This window comes from Streptomyces koelreuteriae, assembly GCF_018604545.1.
Classification (GTDB): Bacteria; Actinomycetota; Actinomycetes; order Streptomycetales; family Streptomycetaceae; genus Streptomyces; species Streptomyces koelreuteriae.
The window spans coordinates 3,040,329-3,055,603 of sequence record NZ_CP075896.1 but is presented as its reverse complement, the minus strand read 5'-3'; the positions used below and the strand labels follow the sequence as shown (position 1 = coordinate 3,055,603).

General features: G+C 72.6%; 14 protein-coding genes. 8 read left to right on the top strand and 6 right to left on the bottom strand.

The window, feature by feature from the left end; translation table 11 throughout:
• The first annotated feature begins 44 nt into the window (after positions 1–44).
• The 6 genes from KJK29_RS13420 (at position 45) to KJK29_RS13395 (ending at position 7,984) form a co-directional block, all read left to right on the top strand.
• Positions 45–629 carry a DinB family protein gene (locus KJK29_RS13420; protein ID WP_215119237.1) on the top strand — a complete coding sequence of 195 codons (585 nt, stop codon included), beginning with the start codon at positions 45–47 and terminating at the stop codon, positions 627–629.
• 180 nt (positions 630–809) lie between these two features.
• Positions 810–2,330 carry an aldehyde dehydrogenase family protein gene (locus KJK29_RS13415; protein ID WP_215119235.1) on the top strand — a complete coding sequence of 507 codons (1,521 nt, stop codon included), beginning with the start codon at positions 810–812 and terminating at the stop codon, positions 2,328–2,330.
• 96 nt (positions 2,331–2,426) lie between these two features.
• Positions 2,427–3,959 carry a GMC family oxidoreductase gene (locus KJK29_RS13410; RefSeq protein ID WP_215119233.1) on the top strand — a complete coding sequence of 511 codons (1,533 nt, stop codon included), beginning with the start codon at positions 2,427–2,429 and terminating at the stop codon, positions 3,957–3,959.
• A gap of 5 nt (positions 3,960–3,964) precedes the next feature.
• Positions 3,965–5,077, top strand: coding sequence for a quaternary amine ABC transporter ATP-binding protein (locus KJK29_RS13405; RefSeq protein WP_215124261.1), 1,113 nt, complete (start codon positions 3,965–3,967; stop codon positions 5,075–5,077).
• A complete protein-coding gene (locus KJK29_RS13400; protein ID WP_215119232.1) occupies positions 5,077–7,026 on the top strand; it encodes an ABC transporter permease in 1,950 nt (649 codons plus the stop codon). Before KJK29_RS13405 ends, KJK29_RS13400 begins: the two co-directional genes overlap by 1 nt.
• A 1-nt stretch (position 7,027) precedes the next feature.
• Entirely contained in the window at positions 7,028–7,984 is a 957-nt protein-coding gene (locus KJK29_RS13395) for an ABC transporter substrate-binding protein (protein WP_215119227.1), read from the top strand.
• A gap of 4 nt (positions 7,985–7,988) precedes the next feature.
• Here KJK29_RS13395 and KJK29_RS13390 read toward each other — a convergent pair whose 3' ends face one another.
• From KJK29_RS13390 to KJK29_RS13380, 3 genes are read right to left on the bottom strand one after another with little or no spacing between them, the layout of a single operon-like run.
• On the bottom strand, positions 7,989–8,705 hold the full coding sequence (locus KJK29_RS13390; RefSeq protein WP_215119226.1) for an isocitrate lyase/PEP mutase family protein: 717 nt from the start codon (positions 8,703–8,705) through the stop codon (positions 7,989–7,991).
• Positions 8,702–9,148 carry a carboxymuconolactone decarboxylase family protein gene (locus tag KJK29_RS13385; protein WP_215119224.1) on the bottom strand — a complete coding sequence of 149 codons (447 nt, stop codon included), beginning with the start codon at positions 9,146–9,148 and terminating at the stop codon, positions 8,702–8,704. Before KJK29_RS13385 ends, KJK29_RS13390 begins: the two co-directional genes overlap by 4 nt.
• A complete protein-coding gene (locus tag KJK29_RS13380; protein ID WP_215119222.1) occupies positions 9,145–9,663 on the bottom strand; it encodes a carboxymuconolactone decarboxylase family protein in 519 nt (172 codons plus the stop codon). Before KJK29_RS13380 ends, KJK29_RS13385 begins: the two co-directional genes overlap by 4 nt.
• Positions 9,664–9,710: 47 nt before the next feature.
• Here KJK29_RS13380 and pdxR point away from each other — a divergent pair, with 47 nt between their 5' ends.
• Positions 9,711–11,099 carry a MocR-like pyridoxine biosynthesis transcription factor PdxR gene (pdxR, locus tag KJK29_RS13375; protein WP_215119220.1) on the top strand — a complete coding sequence of 463 codons (1,389 nt, stop codon included), beginning with the start codon at positions 9,711–9,713 and terminating at the stop codon, positions 11,097–11,099.
• Between the two features lie 49 nt (positions 11,100–11,148).
• Positions 11,149–11,616 carry a carboxymuconolactone decarboxylase family protein gene (locus KJK29_RS13370; RefSeq protein ID WP_215119219.1) on the top strand — a complete coding sequence of 156 codons (468 nt, stop codon included), beginning with the start codon at positions 11,149–11,151 and terminating at the stop codon, positions 11,614–11,616.
• 64 nt (positions 11,617–11,680) lie between these two features.
• Here the strand turns inward: KJK29_RS13370 and KJK29_RS13365 are convergent, their stop codons facing one another.
• From KJK29_RS13365 to KJK29_RS13355, 3 genes are read right to left on the bottom strand one after another with little or no spacing between them, the layout of a single operon-like run.
• Positions 11,681–12,478: an aminotransferase class IV gene (locus tag KJK29_RS13365; protein WP_215124260.1), complete on the bottom strand. Its 798-nt coding sequence runs from the start codon at positions 12,476–12,478 to the stop codon at positions 11,681–11,683.
• 13 nt (positions 12,479–12,491) lie between these two features.
• Positions 12,492–13,670 (bottom strand): FAD-dependent monooxygenase, encoded by a 1,179-nt coding sequence (locus KJK29_RS13360; protein ID WP_215119215.1) that lies wholly within the window; start codon positions 13,668–13,670, stop codon positions 12,492–12,494.
• Positions 13,667–15,256, bottom strand: coding sequence for a class I adenylate-forming enzyme family protein (locus KJK29_RS13355; protein ID WP_215119212.1), 1,590 nt, complete (start codon positions 15,254–15,256; stop codon positions 13,667–13,669). The genes KJK29_RS13360 and KJK29_RS13355 overlap by 4 nt, the downstream gene beginning before the upstream one ends.
• Positions 15,257–15,275: the final 19 nt, after the last annotated feature.

Genomic DNA, 15,275 nt, shown 5'->3' with positions numbered 1-15,275 from the left:
GCGTGCTTTCCGCGTTGTCAGACCCCGGTCGTAGTCTTCGCGGCATGACACCGGACGTGGAACGGGACGTGGCGGACGTGCCGCTGGAGCCGCCGATCGCGGGCGACGAGGCCGAGACGCTGGTCGGCTCCCTGGAGCGCCAGCGCAGGACGTTCGCCTGGAAGTGCGAGGGCCTGGACGCGGCCGGCCTGAGCGCGCGGGTGGCCTCCTCGGCCGTCACGCTGGGCGGGCTGCTCAAGCATCTCGCCCTGATCGAGGACCACTACCTGTCCGTGCGGCTGCTGGGGAGGGAGCCCGCCCCGCCGTGGGACGCGGTGGACTGGGACGCGGAGCCGGACTGGGAGTGGAGCTCGGCCGCCGGGGACCCGCCGGAGCGGTTGTACGCGCTGTGGACGGAGGCCGTGCTGCGGTCCCGGGTGAATCTGCGGGAGGTGCTCGCGGGGAGCGACGCCGGCCGCCTCGCCGCCTTCACGACCCGGGACGGCCGGTCGCCGAACGTACGGCGCCTGCTGGCCGATCTCATCGAGGAGTACGCGCGCCATGTCGGCCACGCCGACCTCATACGCGAGGCCGTGGACGGGAGGGTGGGCGAGGACCCGCCGGAGGGCTTCCGACCTCGGACGACTTGACGTCAGCCGTCCCTGATCGGCGGGTGGTTCGCCCGTGTTTGACCGCATCTTCAGTGACACAGCGCACTTTCGGCCATGGATCGTGCATGCATCGGGAGGGTGAGGGCAGGCGCACTCGGTCTCTTAGTGACACGTGTGTGACACAAGGGCGCTGATCAGGAACGGAAGGCGAAAGCGGTCATGGCGGAAAGCAACGTACTTCAGGCGCGCAGCACCATCCACGCGGGAGGGGAGTGGCGTGCGGCCGTCTCCGGCTCCACCCGGGAGATCCTCGACCCCGCGGACGCGCTGCCGTTCGCCGTGGTCGCGGAGGGCGACGAGAAAGACACCGACCTGGCGATCGCCGCCGCCCGGCGCGCCTTCGACGAGGGCGACTGGCCCCGCACGCCCGTCGCCGAGCGCGCCGCGCTGCTGAGGCGCGTCGCCGACCTGCTGGTGCGCGACCGCGAGGAGCTCGGGCGGCTGGAGGCCCAGGACGCGGGCAAGACCGTCGAGGAGGGCCGCGTCGACATCGACTGTGTCGCCGACGCCTTCCGCTACTTCGCCGACCTGGTCGCCGGCGAGGCCCCGGGCCGGGTCGTGGACGCGGGCTCGCCCGACGTCCACAGCGTCGTCGTGCACGAGCCCCTCGGCGTCTGCGCGATGATCACGCCCTGGAACTATCCGCTGCTGCAGGCCAGCTGGAAGATCGCCCCGGCGCTCGCGGCGGGCAACACCTTCGTCATCAAGCCGAGCGAGATCACCCCGATGACGACCATCGCCGTCATCGAGCTGCTGGTCGAGGCCGGGCTGCCCGCCGGCGTCGCCAACATCGTCACCGGCCCCGGCCACTCGGTCGGCGCGCGCCTGTCCGAGCACCCCGACGTCGACCTGGTCTCCTTCACCGGCGGTCTGGTCAGCGGCACCAAGGTCGCCCAGGCCGCCGCGCCCGGCGTCAAGAAGGTCGCCCTGGAACTCGGCGGCAAGAACCCCAACGTGGTCTTCGCCGACGCCTGCGCCACTGAGGAGGGCTTCGACACCGCCGTCGACCAGGCCCTCAACGCCGCCTTCATCCACAGCGGCCAGGTCTGCTCGGCCGGCGCCCGCCTCATCATCGAGGAGTCGGTCCGGGACCGCTTCGTCGCCGAACTGGCCCGGCGCGCCGAGAAGATCCGCCTCGGCCGCGGCACCGAGGACGGCGTCGAGTGTGGCCCGCTCGTCTCCGAGCAGCAGCGCGACAAGGTCGAGATGTACGTCGAGTCCGCCCTCAAGGAGGGCGCGGTGCTGCGCTCCGGCGGCAAGCGCCCCGAGCCGTCCCCGCAGCGCCCCGAGAACGGCTACTTCTACGAGCCGACCGTCCTCGACCACTGCCACCGCGAGATGCGGGTCATCCGTGAGGAGGTCTTCGGACCGGTCCTCACCGTCGAGACCTTCCGCACCGAGGACGAGGCCGTGACCCTCGCCAACGACACCGAGTACGGCCTCGCGGGCGGTGTCTGGACCTCCGACGCGGGCCGCGCCCGGCGCGTGGCCGGCCGGCTGCGTCACGGCACGATCTGGATCAACGACTTCCACCCCTACCTGCCGCAGGCGGAGTGGGGCGGTTTCGGCAAGAGCGGCGTGGGCCGGGAGCTCGGCCCGGCCGGACTCGCCGAGTACCGAGAGACCAAGCACGTCTACCAGAACCTCGCCCCGAAGCCGGTGCGCTGGTTCGCGGGCTGACCTCCCGCGCCCCCGCACGCGCGCACCCGCGCACCCACGCCCTTCGGGCCCGAATTCTTCGTCCCCTCTGGTTCACCCCTCTGGAGCAAGTACGCCATGTCCCACACCAGTCATGAGTACGACTATGTCGTGATAGGCGGCGGAACCGCAGGTTCCGTCATTGCCTCCCGTCTGACCGAGAACCCCGATGTCACCGTCGCTGTCATCGAGGGCGGCCCCAGCGACGTCGGCCGCGACGACGTGCTGACCCTGCGCCGCTGGATGGGCCTGCTGGGCGGCGAGCTCGACTACGACTACCCGACCACCGAGCAGCCACGCGGAAACTCGCATATCCGGCACAGCCGCGCCCGGGTCCTGGGCGGCTGCTCCTCGCACAACACCCTCATCGCCTTCAAGCCGCTGCCGGCCGACTGGGACGAGTGGGAGGCCGCCGGCGCCAAGGGCTGGGGCGCGGTGCAGATGGAGGCGTACTTCGCACGCCTGCTCAACAACGTCGTCCCGGTCGACGAGAAGGACCGGAACGCCATCGCCCGCGACTTCGTCGACGCGGCGCAGGCGGCGCTGAACGTGCCGCGCGTGGAGGGCTTCAACAAGAAGCCGTTCACCGAGGGCGTCGGCTTCTTCGACCTCGCCTACCACCCCGAGAACAACAAGCGCTCCTCGGCGTCGGTGGCGTATCTGCACCCGGTCATGGACGAGCGGCCCAACCTGACGATCCTGCTGGAGACCTGGGCGTACAAGCTGGAGCTGGACGGCAACCGCGCCGAGGGCGTGCACGTCCGCACCAAGGACGGCGAGGAGATCCTCGTCAAGGCCCGCAATGAGGTCCTGCTCTGTGCCGGCGCGGTCGACTCGCCCCGGCTGCTGATGCACTCCGGCATCGGCCCGAAGGCGGACCTGGAGAAGCTCGGCATACCCGTGACGCACGACCTGCCGGGCATCGGTGAGAACCTGCTCGACCACCCCGAGTCGGTGATCGTGTGGGAGACGAACGGCCCCATCCCGGAGAACTCCGCGATGGACTCCGACGCGGGCCTGTTCGTGCGCCGGGACCCCGAACAGCCGCACCCCGATCTGATGTTCCACTTCTACCAGATCCCCTTCACGGACAACCCGGAGCGCCTCGGCTACCAGCGGCCCGAGTTCGGCGTCTCGATGACCCCGAACATCCCCAAGCCCAAGAGCCGCGGCCGGCTCTACCTGACCAGCGCCGACCCCGAGGTCAAGCCGGCCCTGGACTTCCGGTACTTCACCGACGAGGACGACTACGACGGTCAGACCCTCGTCGACGGCATCAAGATCGCCCGTGAGATCGCCAAGACCGAGCCGCTGGCAGGCTGGCTCAAGCGCGAGGTGGCGCCCGGCCCGCACGTGACCGACGACGCGGAGATCAGCGAGTACGCCCGCAAGGTCGCGCACACCGTCTACCACCCCGCGGGCACCTGCAAGATGGGCGACGCCGACGACCGCCTCGCCGTCGTCGACCCCGAGCTGCGCGTCCGCGGCCTGGAGGGCATCCGCATCGCCGACGCCTCCGTGTTCCCGACCATGACCACCGTGAACCCCATGATCGGCGTGCTCATGGTCGGCGAGAAGGCCGCCGAGCTGATCGGCGGTGGTGACCGGTGACCGAGATGACCGAGATCCCGACCCTCGAACCCCCCACGGAGCAGACCATGGACACCACCCCCGTCTTCTCGGTGGAGGGCCTGTGGAAGGTGTTCGGCCCCAAGGCCGAGCGCGTTCCCGCCGACCCCGAGCTCACCGCCCTCGACCCCGCCGAGCTGCGCTCCCGCACCGGCTGCACGGCCGCCGTCCGCGACGTCAGCTTCGATGTGCGCAAGGGCGAGGTATTCGTCGTCATGGGCCTGTCCGGCTCCGGCAAGTCCACGCTGGTGCGCTGTCTGACCCGGCTCATCGAGCCGACGGCCGGCACCATCGCCATCGATGGCGAGGACGTCCGCGCCATGGACCGCTCCCGGCTGCGCGAACTGCGCCGCCACCGCGCCGCCATGGTCTTCCAGCACTTCGGCCTGCTGCCGCACCGCACGGTCCTCGACAACGTCGCCTACGGCCTGGAGATCCAGGGCATGGGCAAGGCCGAGCGCCGTGAGCGCGCCGCCGAGGTCGTCGCCAAGGTCGGTCTGGAAGGCATGGAGCACCGCCGCCCCAGCCAGCTCTCCGGCGGCCAGCGGCAGCGCGTCGGCCTCGCCCGCGCGCTCGCCGTCGACCCCGCGGTCCTGCTCTTCGACGAGCCGTTCAGCGCCCTCGACCCGCTCATCCGGCGCGAGATGCAGGAGGAGGTCGTCCGGCTGCACCGCGAAGAGGGCCGCACGATGGTCTTCATCACCCACGACCTCCAGGAGGCCCTCAAGCTGGGCGACCGCATCGCCCTGATGCGCGACGGCCGGGTCGTGCAGCTCGGCACGCCCGAGGAGATCGTGGGCTCGCCCGCCGACGACTACGTCCGCGAGTTCGTCCGGGACGTCCCGCGCGAGCAGGTCCTCACCGTCCGCACGGCGATGCGCAACCCCTCGGCCGACCAGGACGGCAGCGGACCGGCCGTCCGGCCCGACGCGACCGTCTCCGAGGCGATCGAGGCGGTCGCCCGCGCCGGCGCCCCGGCCCGGGTCGTGGACGAGGGCCGCTGCGTGGGCGTCGTCGACTCCGACACGCTGCTCGGTGTCGTCGCCGGCACGGAGCAGCCAGCTCCGCCCGGGACGGAGAAGTCCAAGGAGGCGGTGTGATGGCGACCATCACCGCGTCCCCGCCCCGCGTGGGCCTGCCCGCCCTCCTCAAGAGCCCCGCCGTCCGCAAGCTGCTGCTGCTCGCCCTGGCCGCCGCGATCCTCGTGCCGCTGGCGAACGCCCGCTGGGCGAGCGGCAGCTGGCCGACCGCCCTGACCGTCGACTTCTCCGAGCCGCTCGCCAAGGCCAGCGACTGGATCATCGACAACCGCGACAGCCACCCGCTGTTCCTGTACTTCTTCGGCCACGTCAGCAATGTCGTCGTCATCGCCGTACGAGCCGTCTACCTCGGCCTCCTGGCTGTCGGCTGGGCGGGCGTCACGGCCCTCGGCGCGCTGGTCGCCTGGCGCGTCGCGGGCGTCCGGCTCGCGCTCGGCACGGGCGTCGCGTTCCTGGCCTGCGGCCTGCTCGGCATGTGGGTGCCGACCATGCAGACGCTCGCCCTGATGGTCGTCGCGGTCCTCGCGTCGGTCCTCGTGGGCGCAGTGCTCGGGCTCGCCGCCGGGCTCTCCGACCGGATGGACCGCGTCCTGCGCCCGGTCCTGGACACCATGCAGGTGCTCCCGGCCTTCGCCTATCTGCTGCCCGTCGTGCTGGTCTTCGGCATCGGCGTCCCGGCGGCCGTCCTGGCCACCGTCATCTACGCCGCCCCGCCCATGGCCCGGCTCACCTCGCTCGGTCTGCGCGGAGCCGACAAGGAGGTGCTGGAGGCGGTCGAGTCGCTCGGCTCCACCGCGCGCCAGCGGCTGCTGACGGCCCGTATCCCGCTGGCCCGCAAGGAACTCCTGCTCGGCCTCAACCAGACCATCATGATGGCGCTGTCGATGGCCGTCATCGCGGCCGTCATCGGCGCGGGCGGTCTCGGTGACCGCGTCTACCAGGCGCTGGCCTCGGTCGACGTCGGTGCCGCGCTCGCCGCCGGTATCCCGATCGTGCTGCTGGCCGTCGTCCTGGACCGCGTCACGGGCGCGGCGGGGGAGCGGCTCGGCGCCGAACCGGAGCCCCGGCAGGGACTCGGCTGGCTGTACGCCCTGGTCGCCTTCGCCGCCGTGGCGGTCGCCGGGCGTCTCGTCGGCCGGCTCGACTGGCCCGAGTCGTGGGTCGTCGGCATCGCCGAGCCCGTCAACCGCGCGGTCGACTGGATGACCGCGCATCTCTACTCCGGCGTCCCCGTCATCGGCGGCACCGCCGACTGGGCCGGCCACTTCACCACCTGGGTCCTCGACCCGATGCGCGACGGCCTGCAAGGGCTGCCCTGGTGGTCGGTGCTGCTGATCGTCGCCGCCCTGGCCTGGGTGATCGGCACCTGGCGCACCGCGCTCACCGCCGTCCTCGCCATGGCCGCGATCGGCGCCCTCGGCGTCTGGAAGCCCTCCCTCGACACCCTGTCGCAGGTCCTCGCCGCCGTCGCCGTCACCCTCGTCCTCGGCTTCGCCACCGGCATCGCGGCGGCCCGCAGCGACCGTCTGGAGCGGCTGCTGCGTCCCGTCCTCGACGTGTTCCAGACGATGCCGCAGTTCGTGTACCTGATCCCGGTCGTCGCCCTGTTCGGCGTCGGCCGCGCCCCGGCCGTCGCGGCCGCGATCGTCTACGCGCTGCCGGCCGTCGTCCGCATCACCACCCAGGGCCTGCGCCAGGTCGACCCGGCCGCGCTGGAGTCCTCCAGCTCGCTCGGCGCGACCAGCTGGCAGCAGCTGCGGCAGGTCCAGCTCCCGCTGGCCCGCCCGGCGCTGCTCCTCGCCGTCAACCAGGGCCTCGTCCTGGTCCTCGCCGTCGTCGTCATCGGCGGCCTGGTCGGCGGTGGCGCGCTCGGCTACGACGTGGTCTTCGGCCTCGCCCAGGGCGACCTGGCGACCGGTCTGGTGGCCGGCGGGGCGATCGTCTGCCTCGGCCTGATGCTCGACCGGGTGACCCAGCCCACCGAGCGACGTGCGAAGAAGGGAGCGTGACATGCGAGTCCGTACGACTGCCCTGATCGCCGCCGTGGGTTCCCTGGCGCTGCTCACCGGCTGCGGCGCCGCCGACATGACCAAGCAGGCCTCGCCCTTCGCCAACGCGCAGGGCGCCAAGTCCGTGACCCTGTCCGTGCAGTCCTGGGTGGGCGCGCAGGCCAATGTGGCCGTCGCCCAGTACCTCCTGGAGCACGAGCTGGGCTACCGCGTCGACACCGTCCAGGTCGACGAGGTGCCCGCCTGGGACGCCCTCAGCCAGGGCCGCGTCGACGCGCTCCTGGAGGACTGGGGCCACCCCGAGCAGGAGCAGCGCTACGTCAAGGACAAGAAGACGATCGCGCCCGGCGGCGGACTCGGCGTCACCGGCCACATCGGCTGGTTCGTCCCGACGTACTTCGCCAAGAAGCACCCGGACATCACGAACTGGAAGAACCTCAACAAGTACGCCGATCAGTTCCGCACCCCGGAGAGCGGCAGCAAGGGCCAGCTGATGGACGGTTCGCCGTCCTATGTCACCAACGACAAGGCGCTGGTGAAGAACCTGAAGCTGGACTACCAGGTGGTGTTCGCCGGCTCCGAGGCGGCGCAGATCACCCAGATGAAGCAGTTCGCCAAGGAGAAGAAGCCCTTCCTCACCTACTGGTACTCCCCGCAGTGGCTGTTCAAGAAGGTCCCGATGACCGAGGTGAAGCTGCCGGAGTACAAGGAGGGCTGCGACGCCGACCTGGAGAAGGTCGCCTGCGCCTACCCGCACACGCCGCTGCAGAAGTACCTCAACGCGGACTTCGCCAAGAACGGCGGCAAGGCGGCGGCCTTCCTGAAGAAGTTCAAGTGGACGACCGAGGACCAGAACGAGGTCTCCCTGATGATCGCCGACAAGAAGATGACCCCGGAGGACGCGGCGAAGAAGTGGGTGGACAGCCACAAGTCCACCTGGAAGAAGTGGCTGTCCTGACGTCCTACGTCAACTGAGCGGCGATCTCCCGCAGGGCCCGTGCGGCCCGCCGCTGGAGTCGCGGCCCGAAGGTGATCCGGGTGGCCCCTCGCGCGCCGAGTTCGGCGGGTGAGGGGCCTTCGTCCGTCGGGGCCCCGATGTTGATCGGCCCCTGCGTCCCGGCCCGCAGCAGCGGCAGCACCTCGTACGGGGCCCCGATCGGATAGACGCAGTCGGCGCCCGCGGCGACGTACAACGCGGCCCGCTCGATGGCCCGTCCGGGATCGGCCACCCCGCAGGAGAAGGTGTCCACACGGGCGTTCACGAAGAGCCGGTCACCGGCCGCCGCCCGCACCTCGGCCAGCCAGTCGGCGTGTGCGCGCGGGTCCTTGAGCACCCCGTCCTCGGAGTCCTCCAGATTGCAGCCCACCGCCCCCGTCTCCAGCAGCCGCTCCACCAGCTCCTTCGGGGCGAGTCCATAGCCGCCCTCGACGTCCGCCGACACCGGCACGTCGACGGCCCGGACGATCCGGGCGACCGCGGCGAACATCTCGTCGGCCGGGGTCCGCCCGTCCTCGTACCCGAGGGACGCGGCGACCCCGGCGCTGGGCGTGGCGAGCGCGGGGAAGCCCGCCTCCTCGAACACCCGCGCACTGGCCGCGTCCCAGGGACCGGGCAGCACGAGCGGATCACCGGGCACCCGGTGGTGGTGCAGGGCGCGGAACACTTCGGCCTTGCTCATGGCGTGTGACCCCCCGGCGGGATCCGGCGGCTCACCATCACCCGGTTCCAGTTGTTGATGGCGACGACCAGCCCGATCAGATGGGCCAGCCGGGCCTCGTCGAAGTGCTTGGCGGCGTTCTCGTACACCTCGTCGGGCACGGAGCCCTCCGTCAGCAGGGTCACCGCCTCCGTCAGCGCCAGCGCGGCCCGCTCCCGCTCGTCGAAGACGTCCTCGGCCTCCTCCCACGCGGCCAGCAGGTCGAGCTGCTTCTCACTCACCCCGTACTCGCGGGCGAGCGCGAGATGCATGTCGAGGCAGAACGCGCAGTGGTTGAGCTGCGAGGCGCGGATCACGACGAGTTCGGCGAGCGCCGGGTCGCCGAGGCCCCGCTTGGCGACCTTGCTGAGGGCGGCCATGGCCCCGCCGACCGCCGGGTCGAGCAGCCGGGTCCGGGGCGTCACTTGTACTGGCCCGGCTGGTAGTGCCCCGGGGCCATCCGGCAGGTCACGCCGAACCGGTTCCAGGCGTTGATCACCGTGATCGCGGCGATCAGCTGCGCCAGCTCCGCCTCCTCGAAGTGCCGCGCGGCCCGCTCGTACACCGCGTCCGGCACGAAACCGTCCGTCAGGACCGTCACGGCCTCCGTCAGCTCCAGCGCCGCGAGCTCCTTCTCGGTGTAGAAGTGCCGCGACTCGTCCCAGGCGCCGAGCTGCATGATCCGCTCGACGCTCTCACCCGCCGCGAGGGCGTCCTTGGTGTGCATGTCGATGCAGAAGGCGCAGTGGTTGACCTGCGAGGCGCGGATCTTCACCAGCTCGTACAGCGTGTGGTCCAGGCCCTGCCGGGCGGCGGTGTCGAGCCGGACCATCGCCTTGTAGACGTCGGGCGCGTGCTTGGCCCACTCCAGGCGGGCGGGCCGCTCGGCGGCGTACTCCGCACTGGTCGCGGGCGTCGTGTCATCGGTGTGCGTGGTCATGCCCTCGACCCTAGGAAGGAAGCAGCCCAGGGGTATGGTCCATTTCCATGGCGGAACCATGGGCCACTCTGGGCATCGACCTGCATGTGGAGCCGACCGGCCCGGGCCTGCGCCGGGGGCTGACCGACGCCCTGCGCGAGGCGGTGCGCTCCGGCCGGCTGGCCCCCGGCACCCGGCTGCCCTCCTCCCGCGCGCTCGCCGCCGACCTGGGCATCGCCCGCAACACGGTCGCCGACGCCTACGCCGACCTGGCCGCCGAGGGCTGGCTCACCGCCCGGCAGGGCTCGGGGACCCGGGTCGCCGAGCGGACGGTCGTCCCGCCGGCCGGTACGGCACCCCACCCCCGCGCCCGCACCCGCCCGGCCTACGACCTGCGCCCCGGCAGCCCCGACCTCGCTTCCTTCCCGCGCGCCGAGTGGCTCAAGGCCGCCCGCCGCGCCCTCACCGCCGCCCCGTACGACGCGCTGGACTACGGCGACCCCCGGGGCCGCCCGGAGCTGCGGGCCGCGCTCGCCGGCTATCTGTCCCGGGCCCGGGGCGTACGCGCCGACCCCGAACGGATCGTGGTGTGCGCCGGGTTCGCGCACGGTCTGAAGCTGCTCGGCACGGTCCTGCGGGCACGCGGGGCTCGGACCGTCGCGGTCGAGTCGTACGGGCTCGACGTGCACGGCAGGCTCCTCGCCGCGTCCGGCCTGGACACCACCCCGCTGCCCTTCGACGGACTGGGCACGGACCCCGGCGAGTTGTCGGGCGCCGACGCCATCCTGCTCACCCCCGCCCATCAGTTCCCCATGGGCGTGCCCCTGCACCGCGATCGCCGTACGGCCGTCGTGGACTGGGCGCGCCGCACCGGCGGGCTGGTGCTGGAGGACGACTACGACGGTGAGTTCCGCTACGACCGTCAGCCCGTGGGCGCGCTCCAGGGCCTGGACCCCGACCGGGTGATCTACCTCGGCACCGCCAGCAAGTCCCTCGCCCCCGGGCTGCGGCTGGCCTGGATGGTGCTGCCGCCCGGCCTCGCCGAGGAGGTCGCGGCGGCGAAGGGCGGCGTCGACACCTGCGGAGTCCTGGACCAGCTCACCCTGGCCGAGTTCCTCGCCTCCGGGGCCTACGACCGCCATGTGCGCGCGACCCGCCTGCGCTACCGGCGCCGCCGGGACGCCCTGGTCGCCGCCGTCGCCGCCCGCGCTCCCGGGGCCCGGGTCACCGGCATCGCGGCCGGGCTGCACGTCCTGCTGCGGCTGCCGCCCGGCACCGAGCAGTCGGTGGTCCAGGCGGCCCACTGGCGGGGGCTCGCGCTCCACGGACTCGCCCGCTACACCCACCCCGCCGCGCAGGCCGCTCCGGTCGACGCCCTGGTCGTCGGATACGGCACACCCCCGGACCACGCCTGGTCCGGGGCGCTGGACGCGCTGTGCGCGGTACTGCCCGGATAATCGCGCGAATTCCCCATCCATAATGCGCTCGTGAGGATATGGTCACCTCATGAGTGAAAGCCCTTCCCTATCCCGCGTCGCGCTGAAGAAAATCACCCCGGACGTCTCCGTCGCCATGGGTTCCCTGCACGCCGCCGCCGTTTCCGCGGCGCAGGACGCAAAAGTCGAACCGGAACTGCTCGAACTGGTCAGGATCCGCGCCTCGCAGATCAACGGCTGCGCGTTCTGCCTCGACCTGCACACCAAGGACGCCCGCGCCCAGGGCGAGACCGAGCAGCGCCTGTACACCCTGAACGCCTGGCGGGAGACGCCCTTCTTCACCGAGCGGGAGCGCGCAGCGCTGGCGCTGACCGAGGCCGTGACCCTGGTCCACGACGGTCGCGTCCCGGACGCGGTGTACGCCGAGGCGGCCGAGGTCTTCGACGAGAACCAGATCGCGGCATTGATCTGGGCGGCCACCGTCATCAATGCCTACAACCGCATCGCGATAGCCACGCGTATGGTGCCGAAGAACTGAAACAGAGCAGCGAAAATAACGCCGGGTCGAATTCTTCGGCCCGGCGTCTTCATGGCCTGTTGATTCAGCTCGGCAGCGGCTCCATAAGGCCGTCCAGCCAGGTCCGCCATTCCCCGGCCCGCTCCACCGGAGGCACCCGCATCGGGCGTCCCGTCCAGCCCGTCACGGGCCGGATCCCGTGCAGCGCGTTCACCAGCCACACCTCACGGCCGTCCAGCTCGGCCACGGTCCGCTCGCGGTGCGCGACCCGGATCCCGGACCGCAGCGCCCGCTCCTGGATCAGCCCGGCCGTCACACCCGGCAGCACGGGCAGCCCGGGCGGGGGCAGGCACAGGGTGTCGTCCTCCCACCACAGCACGCTCGCGGTGGCCGACTCCAGCACCGTGCCCGAGGGCGCGATCAGCACCGCCTCCTCCGCGCCCTCGCCCACGGCCCGGCTGCGCACCCGGGCCAGGGTCTCCAGGTCCGGGCCCTTGCGGCGGGGCACGGTCCGCGGGTCGGGCTGGCCCGCCGCCCACAGCCGGATCTCGGAGCCGAGCGGCGGGGCGGGCCGCACCAGCAGCCGCAACTCCAGGGAGCCCGCCGCGAGTTCCACCCGCGGGAACCACTCGCCCGTGCGCGGCAGCGCGGCGGTCACGTCCTGCCAGAACGCGACGAGCCGGCGCGGCTCCGGCCCGCCGCACTCGACGCAGGACCGCGAGAACCGCTCCCGGTGCCGGGCATAGGCTCGCACCCGGCCCTTGCGCAGCAGCCACGAGTCCGCGACGAGCAGCCGCCCCCCGGCCTCCTGGTCCGGGGCGGGCGCCAGGCCACGGCCGGGCGTCCACGTCCACACGCCTTCCGCCACCGCCGGTCGAGTCACCACCCGCTCCTCCTCAGTACTTGCGGCCCGCGACGGCCGGCGCCCCGTTCCGGGGCCCGTACGGCGCGTGCTCCAGCCACGATCCGCACCACGGCAGCACCGGCGCCAGGGCCGCCGCCGCACGCTGTCTGACCCGGACGGTACGGCGGTGCGGCCGCAGATGGTCCAGGGCCGTACCGGCGGCGGCGCTGTTGAACAGGCCCGCCGCCCGCCGCACCTCGGCGAAGCGCGCGACCGCCTCGCCGGTCCCCGCGGCGATCGCCTCGGCGGCGGCCGCCGCGTCCGCGATCCCGCTGTTCATGCCGCGTGCCCCGAACGGCGGGAAGAGATGCGCCGCCTCCCCGGCCAGCAGCACCCGCCCGTGCGGGTCGGTGAACGAGGCCGCCACCTTGCGCAGGAAGCGGTACGTCGACACCCACATGATCCGCTCGCCGTAGCCGTCCCCGACGACCCCGGGCAGCCAGCGCCGTACGGCCTCCTCGGTGCCGTACTCCTCCTGCGCGTCGTCGTCCCGGCACTGCAGGTCGACCTGGAAGCCGCCGGTGAACGGCACCCGCATCACACTGCGCCCGCCGACCCCGGGATGCTCGTAGTGGAAGACCCGCTCCAGCGGCAGCTCCGCGCCCGGCACGTCGGCGACGTCCACCACGACATGGAAGCCCTCGCCGTGCGTGCCCTCCATGGGGATGCCCAGCTCGCGCCGGACCGCCGAGCGGGCGCCGTCGGCGGCCACGGCGTACGCGCCCGTCCACACCCGCCCGTCCTCGCCCGTCAGCCGGACCTCCGTCTCCGAGGTGCTCAGGCCCGCCACCCGCGCGCCCCACACGAACTCGACTCCGGCGCCTTCGCAGGCCGCGCGCAGGAACCGTTCGGTGTCCGTCTGGCGCAGGCTGGTGAAGGGCGGCGGTCCGGACGGCGGCGGGAAGGTGCGGGCGTAGACCTCACGCCCCCGGTAGAGGGTGCGCCGGGTGTGCCAGGTCCGCCCGTACGAGGTGATCTCGGCGGCGAGGCCGGGCAGCATCGCGTCCAGCAGGCCGAGGGTCTCCCGGTGCACGAACAGGGCCCTGCTGCCCGGCCGTTCCCGGTCCTCCGGGTCGGCCTCCAGCACCACGACCGGGATTCCGTGCCCGCGCAGCGCCAGAGCCGCCGACAGGCCCACGGGTCCGGCGCCCACGACCACGACCAGGCTCATGCGCGGGCGCCTTCGGCCCTGCTCCCGGCCAGCATCCGGGCGATCTCCACGCGCTTGACCTTCCACGTCGCGGTCATCGGCAGATCCTCGAACCGCCACTGCCGCGGCTCGGCCATCGCCGGCAGCCCCGCCGTCGCCTGCCGCCAGCGCTCCGGGTCCAGGGGCCGCTCGCCGCGCACGCACACCACCGGCACCGGCTCGCGGTCCGCGCCCGGCACGATGACGACCTCGCGCAGCTCCTCCAGGCGGGACATCAGCGCGTCCTCGACCTCCAGATTGCTGTGCACGGCGTCGATCCGGTCCACCTCACGGTCGATCAGGTACAGCGAGCCCAGGCGGCTGCGGTAGCCCATGTCGCCCATCTCCCACCAGCCGTCGGTGAGCTGACGGTCGTAGCGCTCCGGCATGCCCAGGTAGGTGAGGATGCGGCCCCGGGTGCGGGCCTCGATCCGGCCGGGCGTGCCGGGCGCGACCGGTCTGCCCTCGGCGTCGGTGACCCGGACCCGGGTGAAGCCGGGTATCCCGATCCCGACCCGGCGCCCGTCCACCCGGGCGGCACCGCGCCGGGTCACCACCTGGAACGCCACCGGGCCCGTCTCGCTCTGCCCGTACAACTGGATCAGCCAGGGCGTACGCCGCCGGGACGCCCCCAGCAGCCGCCGTACGGTGCGCGGATGGATCGCGTCGAACGTGGAGCCGTACGACCTCACCCGGGACAGCGGGGCCCCGGGCGCGTCGGCCAGCTCCTCCCACAGTACGAAAGTGTTGGGATGCGTCTCCACGATCCCGGGCCGGTGCCGGACCAGCAGCGGGCCCACCGCGGCCGGGTCCGGGTCGGTGATCAGCACGAGCGGGCTGCCGAAGTGCAGCAGGACGCCGAGCAGATGGTAGAAGCGCGAGTGCACGAACGACATGTGCAGCGCCGCCGGCTCGCCCCGGGTGGGCCAGCCCATCGCCTGCTGCGGCACGAGCCGGTTCCACATGGTCTGCGCGCAGTGCACGGCCAGCTTCGGCACCCCGGTGGTGCCCGAGCTGTGGGTGATCAGGGCGGGTTCGCGGGGGTGGAGCCGGACCGGCGGGGGCGGCTCGGCGCCGGCGTACGTCGCCAGGGGCTCCGCCCCGGACGCGTCGTCCACGGAGAGCGTCCGCCGCACGAGCCCGTCCAGGGCGAGGTCCTTCAGCCCGTCCAGGGTGGCGCTGTCGGTGATCAGCCAGGGGCGGCGCAGCCGCGCGAGGAGCTGCCCGGCGATCTGCGGGGCCAGCGTGGGCGACAGCAGCACGGGCACGGCGCCGATCCTGGCGGCGGCGCAGGTCAGCAGCATGATGTCGACGTTGTCGGCCTTGTGCACGACGACCTGCTCCGAGGGCCGCACCCCGGCCTCCCACAGCCGCCCGGACAGTTCCTCGACCACGTCGGCGAGCACGGTGTAGCTCAGGTCGACCCCGAGGGAGGGGTTGACGTCCAGCGACCGGTCCAGGGTGACGAAGACGGCCCCGTGGCGGTCGGCGGCACGCCGGAAGACCGGTCCCAGATAGAAGCCGCGATCGGCGAGCAGAGGCCGGGGCTGAGCCGGGGACTGTCGCATGAGGCCGTTCCTCTCCGTG